Origin of the sequence: Nocardia sp. JW2, assembly GCF_051843015.1 — a bacterium.
Taxonomy (GTDB): Bacteria; Actinomycetota; Actinomycetes; order Mycobacteriales; family Mycobacteriaceae; genus Nocardia; species Nocardia coubleae.
On record NZ_JBPXLK010000008.1, the window covers coordinates 129,124 to 150,965 of the forward strand.

The window sequence follows — 21,842 nt, forward strand, 5'->3', positions numbered from 1 at the left end:
TCGGCGCACCGGCTCAGTACGCGCCCTCGCCCCGGGTGACCACCCCGATGGTTCGGGCGATGAGGGCGACATCCAGCACCATCGACCAGTTCTCCACGTACGACAGGTCCAGGCGCACCGAATCCTCCGGTGACAGGTCCGAGCGTCCACTCACCTGCCACAGCCCGGTGAGCCCCGGCTTCACCAGCAGCCGCCTGCGCATCTCGCCGTCGTAGGTGTCGACCTCACGCTGCACCTGCGGCCTCGGCCCGACCACGCTCATCTCACCGCGCAGCACATTGAAGAACTGGGGCAGCTCGTCGAGACTGTATTTGCGCAGGAAGCGGCCGACCGGCGTCACCCGGGGATCGTCTTTGACCTTGAAGAACACCGGGTTTCCGCCGTGCTCGGCGATGAGCTCGTCGACGGCGGTGTCGGCATCCGGGCGCATACTGCGGAACTTGATCATTCGGAACGGCACGCCGTCGCGGCCGATCCGCTCCGACAGGTAGAAGACCGGGCCGGGGCTGCTCAGCTTCACCGCCAGCGCGATGGCGAGCAGCACCGGAGCGCTGAGCAGCACCACCATGGCCGCGAAACAGAAGTCGAACAGCGCCTTACGAGTGGACTTGGCCCGCCCGTAGCGCGGGCGGTCGATGTGCAGCATCGGCATCCCGGCCACCAGCCGGTGATTGAGGCGCACACCGGCGATATCCACGACACCCGGTGCCACGATCAGATCGACGCCGAGCGGGTCGAGTTCCCATGCCATGCGCCGCAATTCGGCCGGGCCCAGATGGTCGGTCGCCGCCACGGCCACCGAGCCCGCCCCGCTGCGGCGCACGGCGTCGAGTACGGAGCGGTCGTCACCGAGAACCGATGCGCCGCCGAGGGTTTCGACCCGCTCCCCCGACCCGGTCGGCACGCACACCCCGACCACCCGATACCCGGAGGCCGGGTCGTCGGTGAACGCCGTAGCCATGGCGTGGGCGGCTTCGGGCGAGCCGACGACGAGCACCGCGGTGTGGCAGCGGCCTTCGGCCCGCAGGCTGCGCAGCTGCCTGCGCCAGGCCAGTCGCCCGGCGATCAGGCCGAACAGCCCGGCGGGCAGGGCGATGGCCAGGTAGCCACGGGCGAATTCGATGCGGAACAGCAGTGCGAGGATGGCGAGGACACCGAACAGGCGCAGACTCGCCGAAACCAGCCTGCGGAATTCCTCGCTGCCGGTGCCGATCACCTGGGGTGCGCGGGTGCCGTACCCGTGCAAGAGCGCGAGCCAGCCGAGCGCGAGGGCGAGCGACACCGCGGAGTAGCCGATGTCGTACGGCAAGGGCCAGGCCAGCGTCGAGTCGACGGGTCCGTCGAACCGCAGCACCTGCGCGGTACCCACGGCACCGACGACAGCGACGGCATCGGTGACGACCAGGCGCCGCACGAACGCGGTCTGCCAGCTTTCCCGTCGCAAGTCGTGCACCGCGTGCACGCCGGTGACGGCATCCATCTCGCCACTACTGGTGAGCTCGTAGCTCATGAACCGACACACCTCCCCTATCGGGAGTCGAACCCTTCCGATCGCCGGCGACCAGAACGCGACCATTGCGGTGGCCGCTACGCCCCTCGATTCGAAACCCGTGGGACGATCGTTACACACCGCCGAAATTCCTCCACATCGAAGCGCAAGCGCCACAATGTGATCCAGAGATTAGCCCAGCGGCGCGGAGAGCGGTGGACGAGATGACGGAAAGTCCATGGCAATTCGATATGAAAGCAGGAAAAACGATTTCTCGAGTGGGTGACATCACACCCGTGGGAGGAATGGTCGCCTTCGCCGGAAATTAGCCGATCGCGGTTTCACCTGGCCTGATCCCCGATATGGGCACCGCGGTGTTTGCCAGGTCGCAACATTTTCCGGCGGCTATGGCCTGGGCCGCGCTGTAACGTCTCGTGCCGCAGGACCGAAGTTCGGCATGTCCGGCATCGGCCGCGACAATTCTCGCGTCTGATGAAGGTGGACCCGTTGCAATGTCGGCTGTGTGATTCCGGGCAGCTCACGAGCGTGCTCGACCTGGGCGCCACCCCGGCGTGTGAGAGCTTCCTCGACAGCGAGCGGCTCGAGTCACCCGAAATGACCTATCCGCTGCATCTGCGACTGTGTGAACAATGCCTGCTGTTGCAGATCCCGGCGCTGATCACCCCCGAGGACACGTTCACCGAGTACGCCTATTTCTCGTCGTTCTCCGACAGCTGGGTGCGTCATGCCGAGGACTTCGTCGACACCGCGGTGCGTCGTCTGGGTCTCGGTGCCGAATCGTTCGTCGTCGAGGTGGCGAGCAACGACGGATATCTGCTGCGGCACGCGGTGGCACGCGGTATCCCGTGCCTTGGCATCGAACCGTCGGTCAATGTCGGTGCCGCGGCCCGCGCGGTCGGTGTGCCGACGGAAACCACGTTCCTGCACGAGGATTCGGCCGCGCGGGTGCGGGCCGAGCACGGACCGGCCGATCTGGTCGTCGCCAACAACGTCTACGCCCACATTCCCGATCTGCGCGGTTTCACCCGGGCGCTGCGCACCCTGCTCAGCGACGACGGCTGGCTCAGCATCGAGGTGCACCACGCGCTGAACCTGGTGCGCCACGGCCAGTTCGACACCATCTATCACGAGCATTTCCAGTACTACACCCTGCATGCGGCGCAGCGGGCGCTCGCGGTGGGCGGCCTGACGGTCGTCGACGTGGAGTTGCTCGACACCCACGGCGGTTCGCTGCGGCTGTGGGCGCGTCCGGACGCCGTCGCCGAGCCCGGTCCGCGGGTCGCCGAGGTGCTCGACCTCGAACGCGAAGCCGGGCTGCACACCCCCGCCGGATATCTGGACCTGGCGCCACGCGCGGAGGCGGTGCGCCAGGAGTTGCTGCGCTTCCTGCTCGACTGCCGTGCGCAGGGCAAGCGGGTCGTCGGCTACGGTGCTCCCGGCAAGGGCAACACCCTGCTCAACTACTGCGGTATCCGACCCGACCTGCTCGAGTACACCGTCGACCGCAACCCCTACAAACACGGGCGCTACACCCCTGGCACCCGCATCCCGATCCATCCGCCGGAGCGCATCGACGCGGACCGGCCCGACGTTGTGCTCGTGCTGCCCTGGAATCTCGAAACCGAGATCAGCGCGCAGCTGCGCCACGTGGGCGAATGGGGCGGCGAACTGGTCTACCCGCTGCCGGTGCTGCACCGCGGCGAGCTGCAAACGAAAGTGAATCGATGAAGGTCGTGTTGTTCTGCGGCGGATACGGCATGCGCATGCGCGGCGGGTCCGACGACATCGTGCCCAAGCCGATGCAGCTGGTCGGTCCCCGGCCGCTGCTGTGGCACGTGATGCGGTACTACGCGCACTTCGGGCACAAGGAGTTCGTGCTGTGCCTCGGCTACGGTGCCGAGCACATCAAGAGCTTCTTCCTCACCTACCAGGAGACGGCGTCCAACGACTTCGTCATCCGCGACGGAAAGGTCGAACTGCTCGGCACCGATATCAGCGACTGGTCGATCACCTTCGTCGACACCGGGGTGGAATCGGCGATCGGTGAGCGGTTGCGCCGGGTGCGCGAGCATCTCGACGGTGACGAATTCTTCCTGGCCAATTACGCCGACGTGCTCACCGACGCACCGCTCGACACCATGATCGAGCGTTTCCACGCCTCGGGGGCGGCGGCGTCGATGATGGTCGTTCCCCCGCAGTCGTCGTTCCACTGTGTGGACATCACCGACAGCGGCGAGGTGAAGGACATCATGCCGGTGGCGCGGATGCCGCTGTGGGAGAACGGCGGATTCTTCGTGCTCAGCCAGGAGATCTTCGATCTCCTGCCACCCGGTGGCGACCTGGTGGCCGACGCGTGCGGCACGCTGGCCGGGCAGGGTCGCCTCTTCGGATATCGGCACCTGGGCTTCTGGAAGCCCGCCGACACGTTCAAGGAGCGCGCCGAACTCGACGACGCCTACCGCAACGGTTCGCGGCCGTGGATGGTGTGGGAGTCGGCGTGATCGGTTTGTTCACCCGTCCGCCGAAGCGGATCGCGGTGCTCGGTGCGCACTGTGACGACATCGCCATCGGTATGGGTGCCACCCTGCTCGCGCTCACCGCCGCAGACCCGGAGGTCGAGGTGCGGGCACTGGTTCTCGCCGGCGGCGGCACCGCGCGCGAGGACGAGGAACGCGCGGCACTCACGGCGTTCTGTTCCGGGACGAAACCCCAGCTAGAGGTGCTCGACGTGCCGGACGGGCGCGCACCCGCGCACTGGGACCGGATCAAGGACGCGCTCGGCGCGTTCCGCCGCGGCGGTGAACCGGAGGTGGTGTTCGCGCCGCATCGCGGTGACGCCCACCAGGATCACCGGTTGCTCGCCGAGTTGGTGCCAACCGAGTTCCGTGACCACCTGATCCTCGGCTACGAGATCCTCAAGTGGGAGACCGATACTCCGGCCCCGACGCTGTACCACCCGATGGATGCCGAACTGCTGCACCGCAAGTCGCGGTTGCTGCACGAGCACTATCCGTCGCAGGCAGGCCGGGACTGGTTCGACGAACAAGCCTTCCTCGGATTGGCCCGGATGCGTGGCGTGCAGTGTCACGCGCCGTATGCCGAGGCGTTCGTGCTCGACAAAGCGATCATCAGATGGGAACAGACGTGAACATGCGGGTACTTGTCACCGGGCATCAGGGGTACCTCGGCACGGTGATGGTTCCGCTGCTGCAGGCGGCGGGCCACGAGGTCACGGGCCTGGACATCGGGTACTTCGCCGAGTGTGTGCTCGGCGAATTCGCCGGTGACCCGGCGGGTCTCGCCGTGGATCTGCGGGAGGTGACGGTCGAACAGTTGCGCGGGTTCGACGCGGTGATCCACCTGGCGGCCCTGTCCAACGATCCGCTCGGCGCACTGGCGCCCGAGATCACCTACGACATCAACCATTACGCCTCGGTCCGGTTGGCACGCCTGGCCAAGGAAGCAGGGGTGCGCCGGTTCCTGTACGCCTCCACGTGTTCGGTGTACGGCGCGGCGGGCGAGGAGCTGGTCTCCGAACAGGCGCCGCTGCGCCCGATCACGCCCTACGCCGAGAGCAAGGTGCGGGTCGAAGACGATGTGGCGGCGCTGGCCGACAGTGACTTCGTCCCGGTATTCCTGCGCAACGCAACGGCTTTCGGGTTCTCGCCGCGGCTGCGTGCCGATATCGTGCTCAACAACCTGGTCGGATACGCGGTGCTCACCGGTGAGGTGAAGGTGCTCTCCGACGGCACACCGTGGCGCCCGCTGGTGCACGCCGCGGATATCGCGACCGCGTTCGCGATGTGCCTGACCGCGCCGGCGGCCGACGTCTCGTGCCGCGCGTTCAATATCGGCACCGAGGTCAACAACCTCACCGTCGCCGAGATCGCGGGGGCCGTGGTGGACGCGGTGCCGGGTTCGCGGTTGGTGATCACCGGTGAGAGCGGTGCCGATCCGCGCTCGTACCGGGTCGACTTCTCGGCCGCGCGCGAGGTTCTCGGCTACGAGGCGACGTGGACGGTGCCCGCGGGTGCCGAGGAACTGTTCACCGAGTACACGACGCGGGGACTCACGTCCGAGGCGTTCTTCCAGCGTTTCACCCGGCTGCCGCACCTGCGTGGGCTGTGCGAGGCGGGTGTGCTCGACGAGCGGTTGCGCCGGATCAGTGCGCGGGCGTCAGCGTAGCGCGCAGCCGCGCCCAGCTGCCCGCGCGCGCGTCGCGGTCGGAGACCACGGTCACCGGCAGCGGCCAGTCGATGTCGAGGTCGGGGTCGTCGTAGGCGACCCCGAGGTCTTCGGCGGGGTCGTGTGGGCGGTCGATGCGGTAGCACACATCAGCGATATCGGTGAGCGCCTGGAAGCCGTGCAGGAAGCCCGGCGGCACGTACAGGTGGTGGAACAGCTCGTCGTCGAGGCGGAAGGCTTGCCGCGTACCGAATGTGGGCGAGCCGGGGCGGATGTCGACGAGCACGTCGTGCACCGCGCCGTGTGCGCAACGCACCAGTTTGGCTTCGCCACGACCGCCGCGCCCGTGCATACCCCTGATCACCCCGCGCTTCGACCGCGACTGCGAGTCCTGGACGAATCTCGCTGCGGCACCGTCGATTCCGAGGTGGGCGTCGAATTCTTCGGCGTCGAAGGTGCGGGTGAACAGGCCGCGGTCGTCGCGGAACGGCTCGGGGACGAGCACAACCACATCGGCCAGTTCGGTCGTTTCGATACGCACGAGGACATCGTGCCATGACCCGCCGCTGCCGAGGTTGCGGCGACACCGCGCTGCGCACCCTGCTCGACCTGGGCACGGTGCCCGCCGCCGACCACTTCCCACCTCGCGATTCCCCGGTGCGGCCGACCGAGTCCGGGCATCCGCTGCGGATGGACCGGTGCGCGGCGTGCGGGCTGGCCCAGCTCGCCGACGACGACACCGTCACCGCCGAGCCGCGCGGGATCGAGCCGCAGGCGCTGCGCGATCAGGCGGCCGACGCGATCGACCGGGTGCGTGCGGCCGGTCTGCTCACCGGCGCGACCGTGACCGAGTTCGGCAGTCCGCACGGCGGTACCTGGTTGCCGCTGCCCGGTTTCACCGAGACCACCGGGCCCGCCGATGTGGTCCTCGACTGTTTCGGCGTCATGCACGAACCCGACCAGCGCGCCGCCTTCGCCGCCCGCGCCGCCGCGACCGCACCCGCGGGCGTGCTGCTCGTGCAGTTCCATTCGCTGGCCGCCATCGTGGCGCAGGGGCAGTGGAACGCGTTGCGGCACGGCCACTTCGCCTACTACTCCCTCGCTTCCCTGCGTACCCTTCTCGCCGCGGCGGGGATGAGCGTCGTGACGGCATGGGACTTCGACCTCTACGGCGGCACGGTGCTGGTCGCCGCGCGGCACGGTTCACATCCCGCCGACCGGGCGGTCGAGCAGTTGCTGGCAGCCGAGGAGGAGGTGCTTGCGGCGGCAAGCGGACTGCAGCAGGTGGTGGATCGCCACGTCGACGCTCTCCACGATTGGCTGGAAGACCGTGCCGCCCGGGGTCTTCGGACCTTCGCCTACGGCGCTGCTTCCCGCGCTGTCGCCCTCCTGGCGATGGCGGGCGCGCACCGGGAACTCCTCGCCGGCGTGGCCGACGCCTCGCCCGGCAAACAGGGCCGACGCATGCCAGGAACCGACGTCCCCATCATCTCCCCCACCGACCTGGTGGCGGCCGAACCCGACGCTGTCCTGCTCACGCTCCCCGACCTCCTCCGCGAAGTCCGAGCTTCCCTCCCGCAACTCGACGGCCGCTGGTTCGTCGACGATCCTCTCCGCCCACGGAAGGTCGACCGGTAGCCGATTCCCGTCAACTCGTCGTCCCCGATCCGCACGACCCGCCGGAAACCCACTGGCCGAGCGCCGCGCACGGCCGATGGGGCCCACCGTCGAAGGACGGCCGGTACGCCAGGACCCACCCGACGTCCGACCTGCGGGCCGATTCACCGAGGTTTCACGGTGAGCCCGGTGCTGCCGACGTCGAGTCCCCGGCCGGTGTCGACATCGCTCGGTCCCCGTCGCCGACCACCGTGTCGAACATGTGCGGGCGGGTCCGGGTGCGGTTGTGCCGGGTGGCGATCTTCGCGAGTCCCGCTTCGCGGAGCCGAGCGCGCAGGGCGTGTTCCTCGGTGATCCGGCTCAGCGCCTCGCGCAGGGCGTGTGGGTCGTCGGGGCGGACGCATACCGCGACGTCGGTGCTCACATTGCCGCCGTGGTCGGTCGCGACCACGGGGACGCCCACGCTCATCGCCTCGAGCACAACCAGCGGTCCCGCTTCGGGGAGGACGCTGGCCGAAACGAGGACGTCCCAGCCTCGGATGGTCGGCAGTGGGTCGACGTGGCCGAGGAAGCGCACACGGCCGGCGAGGTCGGGTTCGGCCGCGCGGTCGCGCAGGCGCGCCAGGTACGGTTCGTCGCCGGGCAGGGCCGTTCCCGCGATCTCGACGCACACGCCGGGCAGTGCCGCGACGGCTTCCAGCAGCACGTGGTGGCCCTTCCACTCGGTGATCACTCCGAGGATGCCGACCACGGGGTATGAGCGATCCAGCACGGGTGCGGGCTCGACCGGCCACGGCACCCCGAGCCAGGCCACCTCGGTCTCGATCCCGAGCGCGCGCACCGGGGCCGCCGCCCGTTCGGACACCGCGACGGCCCGTGCCAGCGCCATCCGACCGATCCGCGCAACCGCGAATTGTCTTGTGCTGGCGAGAATGTCGTGTACCAACCAGACCGTGTCACGACGCCGGGGCACCGACATCGCCACGGCGGGCAGGGCCATCGTCGAGTTCACCACCAGCCGCGCCCGGCCACCGCGCGAGGCCTTTCGCAACGCGGCGGCGGCCAGCACCCAGTGCCACAGCATCACCAGTGCGGCCGCGAACCGCGCACCGCCCTGCTGACCCGACAAGCCGAGTTCCGGGATCGGCACATGTCCCACCGAGCCGGGCAGCCGTTCGCTGAGCGCGCCGACCGGGCACGCCACCCGCACCCGGTACCCGCGCGCCACCGCCAGCTCGATCAGATCGAGCATCACCTTCTCCGCGCCCGAGGCCTGTGCGCTGTGGGCGACGAACAGCAGGTCCCGATCAGCGCCCGGCACGCAGCACCTCCGCGTGGTTGCGCACCACGGTCACCGCCGGTTTCTCGGAGTAGTCGCGGCGCAGCAGACCGAAGTTGTCCTCGAGGTCGTGCGGGTCGGCGCCCGCGTCGACCAGCGAGTAGACGAACACGGGGCCGATATCGTGGATGGCGGCGACCATGCCGAGTCCCTGATCGATGATCTGGGCCTGCACGTCTTCGCTCACGGCGCGCGCACCGGAACCGGTCGGCGCACCGAACTCGGTGGGCCACAGCTGCATCGTGGTGTCGTGGTTGGCGTCCATGATGCGCCGGATCCGCATGAGGTTGCCGAAGGCGTTGTACCAGCTCTGCGATTCGGGCAGTTCTGGGTACGAGTACGGGTGCACGGCGACGGCGTCGAAGTCGGGGGCGGCGCCGATGGCGTAGAGCGCTTCGACGAAGGTGGCGGGGGCGATGTCGCGGCCGTCGTCGGCGGCAGGCGCCAGGCCGCCGACGAGGATCTGCCCGTGCGGCTGACGGGCGCGCACCGCGAGCGCGGCTTGCCGCAGCAGGTGCGCGTAAGTGGCGACATCGGGCTTCGGCGCGAAGAACGCGGTCACATTGGGTTCGTTCCAGACCTCCCAGTGTGCGATCTGGTCGCGATAGTGATCCACGGCGTCACCGACGAACCGCCCGAACAACACCGGTTGCGGTGCGGTCTTGCTGCCGCCGTCGCCGCCGTGCGGGCCGGCCCAGGCGGGCGCGTAGGTAAGGATTGCCAGCACCGAAAGATTGTGGGCGCGCGCGGCACGCACGGCACGGTCGGTGGCCGACCAATCCTGTTCGCCGCGAACAGGTTCGATCACCGACCAGTCGATGTCGATCCGCACCCAGGTGGCGCCGGTCTGCGCCACGATACCCATCTGCCGGTCCAGTTCCGCGGCGTCGAGCTGCAGCCAGGTGTGCCCGCCCGAGATGCCGAGACCGCCGCGCACCACCGGTTCAGTGCTCGCCGTCGGCTCCGGTGCGCACCCGAGGACTGTCGCCATGACGACCACTGCGGTCAATCCCGCCCGAGCGATTCGCCACAGTGTCATCGGTTTCCGGTCCTCGCAAGCTTCGTATGGTCAATCCCTCGGTCCTTCGCATGATGCTTCCGGCGATGAGAACGTATATCAGGCAGGCCAGGGCGCAGGTGAGAATCCACGGGGGCGCCCAGTGCCGTTGGGCCAGGCTCGCGACGACCACGACGGCGACGGCGACACCGGTGAGCGCGGCCACCGTGGCGACCGGGAGCAGCCGCCGCAGCCGTACCGTCGCGAGCACCGCGATCCACACCGAGATCAGCAGCACCACCTGGGCGATCAATCCGGCGATGGCGGCGCCCTCGTACGACATCCGGTCGATCAACGGCCACGCGACGCCCAGGTTCACCGCGAGCGCCAGCGCGGCGATCCACGGGATCAGGGTGTTGCGTCCGGTCGCCATGAGCGCGACCAGGCCGAGGTTCGCGACCGCACCGAGCAGGCCTGCGGCCACCTGGACGCGGCCCGCGTCGGCCGCCTCGACGAAGTTCTCGCCGAACAGCAACCCGATCACCTGGCCTGCGACCGGCCAGAAGGCCACGAGGGCGAGCAGGCCCAGGGCGATCAGCGCGACATTCGCCTGCCGGAAGTAGCGCCGGAAGCGGGGCGGGTCGTCGGGCCACAGCGCGATCAGCAGGGTCGTCAGCGGCGCGACGACCGAGACGGCGGCGGTGTCGAGCAGGTCGGCGAATTTCATGCCGACGGCGAACAGTCCGACGGCTTCGAAGCTGTCGGCGTGCCCGAGCAACAGCAGCCCGACCTTCTGCAACATGATGATGAGCGCCAGCCCGATACTCAGTGGCAGCGCCTCGCGCAACATCGGCCCCCACCAGCGCAACTCGATGCGCCGCGCCGGAATGGGCCCGCCGAGGCCGCGCGTCACCGCGACGATCTTCACCGCGACCGCGACGACCTCGTAGGCGATGGCAGGCACCACGACCCACAGCAGCGTCGGCGCCCACAGCACCGCGGCGACCGTGAGCGCCAATTGGACGCAACGCGCGAGGGATTCGGCGGCGGCGACCAGGGTCAGGCGCATCGTCGACTGGAACAGAATGGTCAGCGCGTGGCTCGGGGTGGCGATCACCACTACCAGTCCGGCCAACGCCGTGGCCGCGACAACCGGTGTGGGACACCGCATCACGAGGACATAGCCGATGGCGAGCCCGTAACCCACCAGGCCGAGAACGGTGCGCAGCACGATGAACGAGGCGGCCACCTCGGAGGCCTCGGTGGGATCGCCGTGCACGAGTTTGCCGATGACCGCCCGCCCGACCCCCAGGTCGGTGACGATCGCCAGCATGCCGAGCAGCCCGAAAACGAACGAGAAATAGCCCCATTCGACCGTCGGCAGCGATCGCGCGATCAGGGTGGTGCCGAGCAGGCCGAGCGCGGCGGCGAAGATCCGGGCGGCCAGCATGGCGGCGGTGTTGTTGGCCGCCGCGCGACCCGATTGCGCGCGGCGCCTGCCCGCGGCTTGCTCGTCGATGGCGGCGGTCTGCTCGCTCACGGCAGCAGTCCCGCTGTGCGATAGGCGACGACGGTGGCCTCGGCGGTGGCCTGCCAGCTCAGTTTCGTCATCGCGACCAGGCCACGGTCGCGCAGTTCCCGATTGGCGGCCTCGTCGTGCAGCAGCGGACGCATCGCCCGCACCCACGCCTCGGGGTTCGTGCCCTCGACCAGGACCGCACCGTCACCGCAGACCTGGTGCAGCGCGCCGACCGCGCTGGCGACGACCGCGCCACCGCAGGCCATGGCTTCCACCGGCGGCAGACCGAAGCCCTCGTATTCCGAGCAGTAGGCCACCACGGTCGCGGCCGCGTAGAGGGCGGGCAGGTCGGCGAGGTCCACGTAGCCGAGCCCGATCGCCGAGGCCGGTGCCTGCGGTCCGTCCGACCCGGCGCCCGCCAGCACGAGCGGGATGTCGAGGTCGCCCGCCACCTGCGCCAGCATCGCGACCTGTTTGCGTGGTTCGACGGTGCCGACCTGCAGCACGAAGCGTGGCGGCAACGCGTACCGGGCGCGCACCCGGTCCACGGCGGCCTCGTCGGGCACCGTCGCCCAGGCGGCCGGGGCGAGCGGAACGACGACGGCATCGCGTCGGAAGCGGTCCGCGATGCGCTCGGCGGTGAATTCGGAGACGGCGATGAGCAGGTCGGCGCGGGTCAGCGACATCCGCAGCAGTAGTTGCTCGCCGCGGGCCCGGTAGCGGCTGAACGCCCACGGCACGTCGAACACCGACAGGTCGTGCACGGTGCTGACCGTGGCCCTCGGGCCGGTGAGCGGGATGTCGACATCGAGTCCGTGGAACACGTCGGCACCGCGCTGCGGGGCGATGCCGTGCCAGGCCCGGCGCGCCCCCGCCGCGACCGGTCGCGTCACCGCGGCGATGCCCTCGGGCAGCACGGGCGCGGCATCGGCCTGGACCAGCGCCGACAGCGTGGTTCCCGGCATCAGGCCGGCCATCCTCGCCAGCAACTCACGCTGGTAGGTGGCGACACCCGCACCGTTCGGCCGGAACGCCAGCGCCCCGAAACACACTGCGCTACTGGAGTATTCATTCATGACGGCACCTGTTCGGGGACAGTGTTCGGCGCGGCGGAGACCGGCTCGGGTCGGCGTTGCGTGACGGCACACCCGACGACCGCGGCGAGCAGCCAGAAATAGAAGTCGGTCGGGAAGATCTCGAAATAACTGGACGCCACCGCCGCTACCGCGCTGGCGAGCACCGACGCCGCGACACCGAGTGCCAGGGCCGAGTCCGGTCCGCGCAGTGCACGGGCACCACGGAACGCGAGCAGGAAGATCGCGACAAGGATGGCGCAGAACAGCCACACCCCGATCGGCCCGAGCTCGATGAGCAGCTTCACGTAGTAGTTGTCGGGTTGATAGGGACGCCCGTAGATCTGGACCTCACCGGTGGCGTACGGCATCTCCCCTGCCATCGGCCCGAGTTCCTCGACGAGCAACCGTGCCGCGGCCGCACCGGTGGAACCGAGTCCGTCACCGAAGGGATGACTGCCGACCGTGCGCATCACGGTGTTCCAGCCGGTGCTGCGGTCGGCCAGGCTCGACGAGGAGAACAGCGAACTGCTGGCCTGCGAGGACACCGCGATCCCGCCGACGACGACCACCGCGACGGACCCGAGGATCACCGGCATCAGCTGGCGGCGATACCGCACGACCGCCAGCAGCAACGCCCCGACGAGCAAACCGGCCAGCGCCGCCCGCACCACGCTCGCCGCGGCGCCGAGCACCAGGATCGGGGTGGCCATCAGGAACATCCGATTGCGGGCGCGCCGAGGATCGGCCAGCGCCACCGAACCACCCACCAGCAACACCGTCACCAGGTAGAACGCATAGGGGAACGGTTGATTGAACGTGCTGAAGGACCGGAGCAGACCACCGGCGAAGCGGATCGTCTCGTTGTACTCGTAGCCCATCTTGGCCAGCCCGGCACCGCCGATCACCTGTTGGGCCAGGCCGAACAACGCGATACCCACCGATTCGACCATCATGATCGTCACCAGCAGATCGCGGTCGCGGGGGGTGAAGGGGCGCAGGTAAAGGAGCAGCGGGATCACGACGAAGTAGAAGAACGTGATCTTGATGGCGAACAGCCCGAGCGTTCCGGCCGTGACGAACGCCGACACCACACCGAACACACACAGCGCGGCACCGAAGGGCACCCACGGCAGCGCCGGACGCGGCTCTGTCTGCCGGTGCGGAACGAACAGTGCCACGGCCAGCGTCAGACACAGCAGCGCCTCTTTCCAGCCCGCCACCTGCATCCAACCCGGAGCGATCTCGAGCAGACCGTTGAACGGGACGAGCGCCGCCACCAGCAGCACCCCGCGCTGGGGCCGGAAACGAATCCAGCGCAGGAATACCCAGCCCACCGGGACGGCGGCCAGGTACAGCAGCGAGCTCATCGCGCCTCAGCCCCGCCCGGCCAGCTGCCTGGCCCGCGCACCGAGGCGGACCAGCGCCTGCCGGACCACGGTGGCATCGCCGGCGAGCACGTCGACCGGACGCACGAGATCCCGGTATTCGCGGCGCGCGTGATGGTTGAAGCGCACCACGTCGGAGAACTTGCTCAGCGTCGAGGTGGTGGAGGAATGGTTGAAGATCGACGCCCGGTTCACCGCGAGCGGGCGGTTGTGCCCGTAGAACCCGCCGTGCGCGCACAGCCGCGCGATCAGGTCGATGTCCATGGCGTAGAAGAAATCGGTGCGGAAGCCGCCGGTCGCCTCGAACTCGCGGCGGCGGAACAGGAACGCGGCGGTGGGACACAGGTCGTCGGGCAGCCTGCGCACGAAGGTGCGTACCGCCGCTCGCGAGGACTTGCGCCCGATCAGCCCGGCCAGCCCGCGAGCTCTGGCCAGGACGGTGCCGTCGTCGTCGATGATGTCGAATTTCGCGCCCGCGACGGCGATTCGTGGGTCGCGCAACGTCTCCACCTGTGCCGACAGGCAATCCGGAGTGATGAGGTCGTCGGCGCAGACCAGTTTCACCAGCTCGCCACCGGCGAGGCTCATCACCCGGTTCCAGTTCTGGGTCATCGGGAGCACGGTGTCGTTGCTGTGGAGCCTGATCCGTTCGTCGTCGATGGACCGGACCAGTTCACCGGTGCCGTCGGTGCTGGCGTTGTCGAGGACGACGATCTCGAAATCCCCGAACTCCTGGGCACGGATCGAATCGATGGTCTCGGTGATGGTGCGCGCCGCGTTGAATGCCGGGACACAGACCGATACAGGCACCCCCACCACAGCACATCCTCCAAGACATTCAGCAGGCCCGCGTCGCGCGTCGGGTGCCCGTTTGCGTGCACAGTACCCGCCGAGCAATCGACATTCACATCGAGACGACGGGCGATAATGTTTCACGATTCCCAGTACGGGTACTCATGACGCTCGCCACAGTGCTCAGAGTTCGCTAGTCAGTGGAACCCCAGCTAACATCGCTGCACAAGATCGGCGAAATGTGGGGACAGCGTGAGCGAGACCGACCCGGCGGACACGGGCGCCGATTCCCCGGCCATGTCCGGGGTGAACATTGCCGACCATCTGCGCGAGCTGCTGCGCGCCCTGCCGATCGCCCTGGTCGTCGCCGCGATCGTCGGTGGTGTGGTGTGGGTGGTGCGCGACGGCAGTCCACGCACCTATGAGGCGAGCCTGACCGCGCAGATCTCGCAGCAGTCCATCGGTGCGGTCTTCAACGAGCTCACCCAGCCCTACATCGTGCTCGTCACCGAGAGCCGGGTGCTCTCGGATGTGGTGAAGAACGGGCTCGCGCCGTCGGAACAGGATCTGCGGCCACGGGTTTCGGCCATGACCGGTCCCGCGCCCTCGCTGTTGATCATCAAGGCGCAGGCGGGGTCGCCCGAGCAAGCCGAGAAGCTGGTCTTCGCGGTGCAGCAGTCCCTGGACAGTGTCGCCTCGCAGATGCGCACCGAGGCCATCGCCCGTTCGGCGGCCGACCTCGAGACGCATCGGCGCGCGGTGGAGGACACCTTCACCAAACGCCTCGCCGACGACCCGCTGCGCCCCGAACTGAGCTTCGACGCCAGGGATGTGGCCCGCGAGATGGAATTCCGGCAGGTGCTCGGCATGCCGCGACTGACGGTGGTGGCGAATCCCCGCTCGGAACTCGTCGCCCCGCATCCGGTGCAGGAGGGCCTGTTCGCAGCGCTGGCCACATTGATCATCGTCGCGGAGTCGGTGGTGCTCGCTCGTGGTGCGATCGTCCGGCGTGGTGGTCTTCGCCGCGGCGGGGCGAAGCCGGATCCTGCGCAGGCCTCGCCGACACCGGATCTGAGGAAGCCGGAACCCGCCGAGCCGCAGCCTGCCCCGCCGACACCACCGGCGCGCACCGACACCGCGACCGTGCCGCACGTGACCGGCAGCGCGAGTGTCCACTACGACCCCGCGACGACGGTGCTGCCACGGCAATGGCCGGTGCGGGCGGCACCGGTGCCGAAGTCCTCCGGTCCGCGCGAGAACTGAGGCGCCGACCGTGATGTCGAGCCTGACCTTCGGCCCGATCCGCCACGGCGACAGCCTCGTTCGCCTGCGCCCGCCGCGATTGTCGGACTTCGACCGGTGGCGTGAGATCAGGTTGCGTGACCGGGCCTGGATCGAACCGCACTGGGGCACCTCACCGCTGAGCTGGGAGCAGCGGCACACGCCACGGATCTGGGCGCGCGAGTGCCTGGTGGCTCGGGCCGATATGCGGGCCGGTCGCCGGTTCGTCGGCGTGATCGAGGTCGACGGGTGGTTCGCGGGGCAGATCGAGTACACGATCATCGACGCCGACTCGGGGACGGCGGAGGCCAGCGCCTGGATCGATGCCGGTGCGGCCGGTCGCGGTCTGATCGGCCGGGCCCTGCTGTTGTTGTGCGACTACATGTTCCGCGTGCACGGGGTGGCGCGGGTGCTCGCCCCGGTGTCCGTCGACAACGACCCGGCGCTGCGCTGCCTGCGGGGTCTGGGCTTCCGGCACGAAGCGACGATGGTCCGGGCCTACGACGCGGGCGGTGCGCGCAAGGACCACACGCTGTGGGCACTGACCCCTGCCGATCTGGCGGCCGCGCAGCTGCCGCCGCTCGTTCCGGCCGATCCAGCGGACGTTCCTGTCGTGGAGCCGAGAACTTCCAGGTCGACCTACCCACCGAGCACCGCACCGGGCGCAGTCGCGGCGAGTACCGGCGTACCGCGCGCGGTGGTCGCACTGGCCGCCCTGCGATGGTCGGTGTGGTCTGTGCGGGAGAAGCTGCGGCGCTACCGACCCGCCGGCCCGGTTGCGCTGATCTTCCCCGAGGGTCCGAACACGGTGGTGCGCACCCTGACTCGCATGGACAGGGCGCAGTGGAGTCGGGTGCGACGCACAAGGGTGACGGCGACGAGCTCGTTCCCCCGGTCCCGGCAGGAGGGACTCCGCACCGAGGAAGGTTCCTCGGCCGGGCAAGACCGGTCGAAGAGCCGCGCCCAGTGGTATCGCACGCTGTGGCACACCCGATTCGGCCTCCGATCACCGAGTGGACTGCGCCTCGTACTCGACGTGAACGGTACTTACGCAGGCGAATTCCACCTCTACGATTCACCGCTGCCGTGCCAGGCCACCGGGCTCTACACCTGGGTCGATCCACTCCGGGTCGAACCCGAACTGTGGGCGGCAGCACTGCGCTCGGTCGTCGAGCACGCTTTCGCGGAGCTGGGTGTGCGGCGGATGGCGGCCGAGATTCCCGTCGGCGACACCGTCACCGCCGCGGTGGTCGCCGCCGCCGGCTTCGCCCACGAGGGACTGCTGAGGGCCCATCGCGGGCCGAGCGGACTGTGTGCAGATCACGATCTCTGGGGGCTCACCTGATGCGCGACTTCACCCGAAGCACCGAAATCCAGGCGCGTCTGCACGACCTCGTCCCCGGCGGCGCGCATACCTATGCCCGCGGCGCCGACCAGTACCCCGAGTCGATGGCACCGGTGCTGATGCGCGGCAAGGGCGCTCGCGTCTGGGATGCCGACGGTAACGAGTTCGTGGAATACGGGATGGGATTGCGGTCGGTCACCCTCGGCCACGGGTACGAACCGGTCCTGCGTGCGGCCACCGAGGCCGCCGCCGACGGCATGAGCTTCTCCCGCCCCACCGAACTGGAATTGCTTGCCGCGCAAGACTTCCTGAACCTGGTACCGGGTGCCGACATGGTGAAGTTCGCCAAGAACGGCTCCGACGCGACCACGGCGGCCGTTCGGCTCGCCCGCGCGGTCACCGGGCGCACCACCGTCGCGGTCTGCGCACAGCCGTTCTTCTCTGTCGACGACTGGTTCATCGGCACCACCGACATGTCCGCAGGCATCCCCGCCGTCGACACCGTGACATTCCCCTACAACGATCTCGACGCGCTCGCGGCGGTCCTGGCGGGCGAGACGGTGGCGGCGGTCTTCCTCGAGGCGGCGACCGCGCTGGCCGAGCCACTACCCGGATACCTGGAAGGCGTTCGCGCACTGTGTGATCGGCACGGCACGCTGCTGGTGTTCGACGAGATGATCACCGGCTTCCGGTGGTCGGCAGGCGGCGCCCAAGCGGTCTACGGGGTGACACCCGATCTGTCGTGCTGGGGCAAGGCGATGGGCAACGGATTCCCGCTGTCCGCACTCGCGGGCAAACGCCAGTACATGGAACTCGGCGGCCTGCGCACCGATCGCGACCGGGTATTCCTGCTCTCCACCACCCACGGCCCCGAAACCGCCTCGCTCGCGGCGTTCCGCGCCGTGGTGCACGCCTACCGCACCGAGGACCCGATCACCCGCATGGAAGAGGCGGGCCGAGCCCTCGCCGACGGTGTGAACGCCGTCGCCGCCGAACACGGCATCACCGACCACCTCCAGGTGCGCGGGCGCCCGTCGTGCCTGATCTTCCGCACCCTCGACGCCGAAGGCCTACCGTCGCAAGCCTTTCGGACCCTGTTCCTGCAGGAACTGCTCGAGCACGGCGTGCTCGGACAGTCCTTCGTCACCTCCGCCGCCCACGACGCCGAGGCCGTCGCCGACACGGTCTCCGCGTGCGCCGGGGCCGCCGGGGTGTATCGCCGCGCGATCGAGCGCGGCTCCGTCGACGGGCTGCTGCGTGGCCGCCCGGTCGCGCCCGCGTTGCGCCGCACCGCCGCACCCCGCCGGATCGAAACGAGAACCTCCCCATGACCCGTGTCGCCATCGTCCACGAACGATTCACCGAATTCGGCGGCTCGGAGGCCGTGGTCGGCGAGTTCGTCGAAACCTGGCCCGACGCCGAGGTTTTCGCGCCCATCGTGGCGCCCGGCGGACTGCGCGAGCCGGTGCGCGCGGTGCACGACACCTGGCTCAGCCGCGCCCACACCGTCACCGGCGGCAGGCACGCTCCCCTGCTACCGCTGGTGCCGCGGGCGTTGCGGCGCATGCCGCTTCGCGACTTCGACGTGGTCGTGGTGAGCCACCATGCCTTCGCCACCCAGGCCGCGCTCGCCACCGACGCACCCGTGGTCGCCTATGTGCACAGCCCGGCACGGTGGGCGTGGGATCGGGAATTCCGCGCCCAGGAAGCGGGCGGCCGGCTGGGTCAGCTCGCCCTCGGTGCGCTCGGAACCCTCGCTCGCCGTGGCGAATTGCGCGCCGCACCCCGCCTCACCCATGTGGTCGCCAACTCGCATGCCGTCGCCGACCGGGTACGGGATTGGTGGGGTCTGCCCGCCTCCGTCGTGAATCCGCCGGTGCAGGTCGCCCGCTTCACGCCCGATCCCGGGGTCGGGCGGGAGGACTTCTTCCTGTGCGCGGGCAGGCTCGTGCCCTACAAGCGCGCGGATCTGGCGATCCGCGCGGCTCAGCGCGCGGGCGTGCGGCTGGTCGTGCTCGGCGAAGGCCGGTTCCGGGACCAACTCGAAGAGCTCGCCGGGCCGGAGACCACGTTCCTCGGTGCCACCTCCGCCGACGTCCTGCAGGACATGTACCGGCGCTGCCGGGCGCTGCTGATGCCGGGCATCGAGGACTTCGGCATCGTCCCCGTGGAGGCCATGGCCTGTGGCACGCCGGTGCTCGCGGTCGGCACGGGTGGCTCGCTCGACACGGTGCGACCCGGCGTGACCGGCGAATACGTGCCGCCGGGCCACGACGACGCGGTCGTCGCCGCCCTCGCCGAACGGATGCGCGACTTCGATTCGGGCACCTACGATTCCGCGAAGATCCGCGCACACGCCGACAGCTTCGCCCCCGACAAATTCCGCGCCAGGATGGCCGACACCGTCGCCGGAGTACTCGCCGCGCACCGTTAGCGAGAAGTTGCCCGAAACTCGGAGTTACGGAAATCAGCTGTCACACATACCCTTTGACCTGCGACGACGGGTGACAATTCCCACACGGTGACAGACACCCCGTCGCTTGCCCCCTTTGTTACCGACGAGTACGGTTAGCCCCACCCGGACGACGACGTTCCCGGGTTCTCGTGATCCCCACATCCACCGCCGCATGCCGGATCACTTTTGCGCACACCGTGTTTCGAGACATTTTCAGGAGGGGCGATGGTTTCCTACATCGTGACGGGCGGTACCGGTTTTCTCGGTCGGCGAGTGGTACGTGAGCTGCTCGCCGCCGACCCGGCCGCGATCGTGCACGTGCTGGTGCGCGCCGAGTCGCTGGCCAAGTTCACCGCGCTCAACGCGCAGCATCCCGACGGCGATCGCGTGTTCGCCCTGGTCGGCGACCTGACCGCCGAAGGGCTCGGCTTGGGCGATGAGCCGCCGCGCGCCGACCATGTGCTGCACCTCGGCGCGGTCTACGACATGACCGCCGACGAGGAATCCGCCCACGCGGCCAATGTGAACGGCACCCGCGCGGTGATCGAGCTGGCCCGCAGGCTCGGTGCGGTCCTGCACCACGTGTCCTCGGTGGCGGTGGCGGGCGATCATCACGGCAAGTTCTTCGAGGAGGATTTCGACCTCGGCCAGAACCTCACCTCGCCCTATCACCGCACCAAGTTCGCGGCCGAGAAGCTGGTCCGCGAGGCCGGCGACGTGCGGTGGCGGGTGTATCGCCCCGCGATCGTCGTCGGTGATTCGCGCACCGGCGAGATGGACAAGATCGACGGCCCGTACTACTTCTTCCCGGCGATCGCGGCGCTGTCGGATCTGCCCGCCGAACTGCCGCTGCCGCTGCCCGATCTGGGTGCCACCAATGTGGTTCCGGTCGACTACGTGGCCGAGGCGATGGTGCGCCTGGTGCGCCGCCCGGGGCTGGACGGGCGCACATTCCACCTGGTCAACCCGCAGCCGCAGCCGTTCGGCGAGATCTACCGTGCGCTGGCGAGCGCGGCGGGCGGGCCGACCGGGATCGGGACCGTGCCGGGCAGCGCGTTCGCGCTGCGCGGGCTCGGGCAGGTGCCCGGTGCGCACGCGGTGCGCGACTTCCTGTTCGAGCAGGCGGGCATCCCCGCGGAGGTGGCGCCGCATGTCGGTTTCACCGCCGAGTTCGTCTCGGACTCCACGCGGGCGCTGCTGCCGGGGCTCGAGGTGCCCGCGTTCGAGACCTACGCCGCCCGGCTGTGGGAATTCTGGCGGGCCAACCTCGATCCGCAGCGCGGCCGTGTCGAGTCCGGGGCGCATCCGCTCGCGGGCCGCACGGTGCTCATCACCGGCGCGTCGTCGGGCATCGGCCTGGCCACCGCGCATGCTGTCGCGCGTCGTGGCGCGGTGGTGCTGATGGTGGCGCGCGGCGTCGAAGATCTCACTGCCGCAGCGGAATCCATTCGTGCCGACGGTGGGTCGGCTTTCGCCTACCCGTGCGACATCACCGATGCCACGGCCGTCGGCGCGCTGGTGCAGACGGTGCTCGCCGAGCACGGCCACGTCGATTATCTGGTGAACAACGCGGGCCGTTCGATCCGGCGCTCGGTGGCCAATTCGGTGGACCGCATGCACGATTTCGAGCGGACCATGGCAGTGAACTACTTCGGGGCGGTGCGGCTCATCCTCGCGCTGCTGCCGTCGATGCGGGAACGCCACTTCGGCCACATCGTGAACATCTCCTCGATCGCGGTGCAGACCAAGGTGCCGCGCTTCGCCGCGTACGCCGCGAGCAAGTCGGCGCTGGACAATTTCAGTGACATCGCCGCGGTCGAAAACCGTGACGCCGGAATCACTTTCACCTCCATCCGGATGCCACTGGTCCGCACCCCCATGATCGCGCCGACCGAGCTCTACCGGGCGCTGCCGCTGCCGGATCCGGAGCGGGCGGCGGGCATCGTGGTCCGCGCCCTGCTCGAACGCCCCGACCGCATCGACACGCCTGTCGGCACGTTCTCGCAGGCGGTCGAGATGTTCCTGCCGTCGCTGAAACGGACCATCATGCACACCGGGTACCGCCTCTTCGGTGAATCGACCGCCGCGCAGGGCAAGCAGGAACCGGTCATCGCGGAACCCGCCGAGACGACCGAACCGTCGCGTGGACCCCTCACGGTGCTCGGCCCGGTCCTCGCCCCGCTGATGGTGGTTCCGAGTCCGGCCGCGCGGATGAGCCGGATGCTGCCCGGCGTCCACTGGTGATCTGAGTCCCGGTCACGACACTCGCTGTGTCGGGGGGTGTCGTGACCGGGTCGGGTCATCCCACAGCTGCTGATGGCCTGGCCCACGTCATGTGGGG

The 21,842-nt window shown here is 69.2% G+C and carries 18 protein-coding genes; 10 read left to right on the plus strand and 8 right to left on the minus strand.

Going from position 1 to position 21,842, the window contains the following annotated elements:
- Positions 1–13: 13 nt before the first annotated feature.
- Positions 14–1,510: a sugar transferase gene (locus ACSVDM_RS14080; protein ID WP_067638956.1), complete on the minus strand. Its 1,497-nt coding sequence runs from the start codon at positions 1,508–1,510 to the stop codon at positions 14–16.
- A gap of 486 nt (positions 1,511–1,996) precedes the next feature.
- Here ACSVDM_RS14080 and ACSVDM_RS14085 point away from each other — a divergent pair, with 486 nt between their 5' ends.
- From ACSVDM_RS14085 to ACSVDM_RS14100, 4 genes are read left to right on the plus strand one after another with little or no spacing between them, the layout of a single operon-like run.
- The gene (locus ACSVDM_RS14085; RefSeq protein ID WP_439265507.1) at positions 1,997–3,238 is read left to right on the plus strand and encodes a methyltransferase domain-containing protein; all 1,242 of its coding nucleotides are present in this window, start codon (positions 1,997–1,999) and stop codon (positions 3,236–3,238) included.
- Complete coding sequence (locus tag ACSVDM_RS14090) at positions 3,235–4,011, plus strand: glucose-1-phosphate cytidylyltransferase (protein WP_439265317.1); 777 nt, start codon at positions 3,235–3,237, stop codon at positions 4,009–4,011. Before ACSVDM_RS14085 ends, ACSVDM_RS14090 begins: the two co-directional genes overlap by 4 nt.
- Positions 4,008–4,658: a PIG-L deacetylase family protein gene (locus ACSVDM_RS14095; protein ID WP_439265318.1), complete on the plus strand. Its 651-nt coding sequence runs from the start codon at positions 4,008–4,010 to the stop codon at positions 4,656–4,658. Before ACSVDM_RS14090 ends, ACSVDM_RS14095 begins: the two co-directional genes overlap by 4 nt.
- A 2-nt stretch (positions 4,659–4,660) precedes the next feature.
- Complete coding sequence (locus ACSVDM_RS14100) at positions 4,661–5,695, plus strand: NAD-dependent epimerase/dehydratase family protein (protein WP_439265509.1); 1,035 nt, start codon at positions 4,661–4,663, stop codon at positions 5,693–5,695.
- Here ACSVDM_RS14100 and rfbC read toward each other — a convergent pair.
- Positions 5,673–6,236, minus strand: a complete 564-nt coding sequence (rfbC, locus tag ACSVDM_RS14105; RefSeq protein ID WP_439265319.1) for a dTDP-4-dehydrorhamnose 3,5-epimerase — start codon at positions 6,234–6,236, stop codon at positions 5,673–5,675. The two genes, ACSVDM_RS14100 and rfbC, sit on opposite strands and share 23 nt — an antisense overlap.
- A gap of 14 nt (positions 6,237–6,250) precedes the next feature.
- On the opposite strand from rfbC, the gene ACSVDM_RS14110 reads away from it, so the two are divergent.
- Entirely contained in the window at positions 6,251–7,333 is a 1,083-nt protein-coding gene (locus tag ACSVDM_RS14110; RefSeq protein WP_439265321.1) for a class I SAM-dependent methyltransferase, read from the plus strand.
- Positions 7,334–7,487: 154 nt separating this feature from the next.
- On the opposite strand, the gene ACSVDM_RS14115 is transcribed toward ACSVDM_RS14110, so the two are convergent.
- From ACSVDM_RS14115 to ACSVDM_RS14140, 6 genes are read right to left on the minus strand one after another with little or no spacing between them, the layout of a single operon-like run.
- Positions 7,488–8,633 carry a glycosyltransferase family 4 protein gene (locus ACSVDM_RS14115; protein ID WP_439265323.1) on the minus strand — a complete coding sequence of 382 codons (1,146 nt, stop codon included), beginning with the start codon at positions 8,631–8,633 and terminating at the stop codon, positions 7,488–7,490.
- Entirely contained in the window at positions 8,620–9,642 is a 1,023-nt protein-coding gene (locus ACSVDM_RS14120) for a beta-xylosidase (RefSeq protein WP_439265325.1), read from the minus strand. Before ACSVDM_RS14120 ends, ACSVDM_RS14115 begins: the two co-directional genes overlap by 14 nt.
- Positions 9,596–11,188, minus strand: a complete 1,593-nt coding sequence (locus ACSVDM_RS14125; protein WP_439265327.1) for an oligosaccharide flippase family protein — start codon at positions 11,186–11,188, stop codon at positions 9,596–9,598. The genes ACSVDM_RS14120 and ACSVDM_RS14125 overlap by 47 nt, the downstream gene beginning before the upstream one ends.
- A complete protein-coding gene (locus ACSVDM_RS14130) occupies positions 11,185–12,243 on the minus strand; it encodes a glycosyltransferase family 4 protein (RefSeq protein WP_439265329.1) in 1,059 nt (352 codons plus the stop codon). The genes ACSVDM_RS14125 and ACSVDM_RS14130 overlap by 4 nt, the downstream gene beginning before the upstream one ends.
- Positions 12,240–13,610, minus strand: coding sequence for an O-antigen ligase family protein (locus ACSVDM_RS14135; protein WP_439265331.1), 1,371 nt, complete (start codon positions 13,608–13,610; stop codon positions 12,240–12,242). The genes ACSVDM_RS14130 and ACSVDM_RS14135 overlap by 4 nt, the downstream gene beginning before the upstream one ends.
- 6 nt (positions 13,611–13,616) lie before the next feature.
- The gene (locus ACSVDM_RS14140; protein ID WP_439265332.1) at positions 13,617–14,444 is read right to left on the minus strand and encodes a glycosyltransferase family 2 protein; all 828 of its coding nucleotides are present in this window, start codon (positions 14,442–14,444) and stop codon (positions 13,617–13,619) included.
- A 228-nt stretch (positions 14,445–14,672) separates the two neighbouring features.
- Between ACSVDM_RS14140 and ACSVDM_RS14145 the strand changes: the two genes are divergently transcribed.
- The 5 genes from ACSVDM_RS14145 to ACSVDM_RS14165 all read left to right on the plus strand — a co-directional run bounded on the left by ACSVDM_RS14145 (position 14,673) and on the right by ACSVDM_RS14165 (position 21,745).
- On the plus strand, positions 14,673–15,683 hold the full coding sequence (locus ACSVDM_RS14145; protein WP_439265334.1) for a hypothetical protein: 1,011 nt from the start codon (positions 14,673–14,675) through the stop codon (positions 15,681–15,683).
- 13 nt (positions 15,684–15,696) lie between these two features.
- Positions 15,697–17,046 carry a GNAT family N-acetyltransferase gene (locus ACSVDM_RS14150; protein WP_439265336.1) on the plus strand — a complete coding sequence of 450 codons (1,350 nt, stop codon included), beginning with the start codon at positions 15,697–15,699 and terminating at the stop codon, positions 17,044–17,046.
- Positions 17,046–18,377, plus strand: coding sequence for a glutamate-1-semialdehyde 2,1-aminomutase (locus tag ACSVDM_RS14155; protein WP_439265337.1), 1,332 nt, complete (start codon positions 17,046–17,048; stop codon positions 18,375–18,377). The genes ACSVDM_RS14150 and ACSVDM_RS14155 overlap by 1 nt, the downstream gene beginning before the upstream one ends.
- Entirely contained in the window at positions 18,374–19,480 is a 1,107-nt protein-coding gene (locus tag ACSVDM_RS14160; protein WP_439265339.1) for a glycosyltransferase, read from the plus strand. Before ACSVDM_RS14155 ends, ACSVDM_RS14160 begins: the two co-directional genes overlap by 4 nt.
- A 246-nt stretch (positions 19,481–19,726) precedes the next feature.
- Positions 19,727–21,745 carry an SDR family oxidoreductase gene (locus ACSVDM_RS14165; protein WP_439265341.1) on the plus strand — a complete coding sequence of 673 codons (2,019 nt, stop codon included), beginning with the start codon at positions 19,727–19,729 and terminating at the stop codon, positions 21,743–21,745.
- The last annotated feature ends 97 nt before the right edge of the window (positions 21,746–21,842 follow it).

What these genes read in the sequence shown, in the direction of transcription:
- ACSVDM_RS14080 (WP_067638956.1), bottom strand. Translation starts at nt 1,510, where the DNA reads ATGAGCTACGAGCTCACCAGTAGTGGCGAGATGGATGCCGTCACCGGC.
- ACSVDM_RS14090 (WP_439265317.1), top strand. Translation starts at nt 3,235, where the DNA reads ATGAAGGTCGTGTTGTTCTGCGGCGGATACGGCATGCGCATGCGCGGC.
- ACSVDM_RS14100 (WP_439265509.1), top strand. Translation starts at nt 4,661, where the DNA reads ATGCGGGTACTTGTCACCGGGCATCAGGGGTACCTCGGCACGGTGATG.
- ACSVDM_RS14110 (WP_439265321.1), top strand. Translation starts at nt 6,251, where the DNA reads ATGACCCGCCGCTGCCGAGGTTGCGGCGACACCGCGCTGCGCACCCTG.
- ACSVDM_RS14120 (WP_439265325.1), bottom strand. Translation starts at nt 9,642, where the DNA reads ATGGCGACAGTCCTCGGGTGCGCACCGGAGCCGACGGCGAGCACTGAA.
- ACSVDM_RS14130 (WP_439265329.1), bottom strand. Translation starts at nt 12,243, where the DNA reads ATGAATGAATACTCCAGTAGCGCAGTGTGTTTCGGGGCGCTGGCGTTC.
- ACSVDM_RS14135 (WP_439265331.1), bottom strand. Translation starts at nt 13,610, where the DNA reads ATGAGCTCGCTGCTGTACCTGGCCGCCGTCCCGGTGGGCTGGGTATTC.
- ACSVDM_RS14150 (WP_439265336.1), top strand. Translation starts at nt 15,697, where the DNA reads ATGTCGAGCCTGACCTTCGGCCCGATCCGCCACGGCGACAGCCTCGTT.
- ACSVDM_RS14155 (WP_439265337.1), top strand. Translation starts at nt 17,046, where the DNA reads ATGCGCGACTTCACCCGAAGCACCGAAATCCAGGCGCGTCTGCACGAC.
- ACSVDM_RS14160 (WP_439265339.1), top strand. Translation starts at nt 18,374, where the DNA reads ATGACCCGTGTCGCCATCGTCCACGAACGATTCACCGAATTCGGCGGC.
- ACSVDM_RS14165 (WP_439265341.1), top strand. Translation starts at nt 19,727, where the DNA reads ATGGTTTCCTACATCGTGACGGGCGGTACCGGTTTTCTCGGTCGGCGA.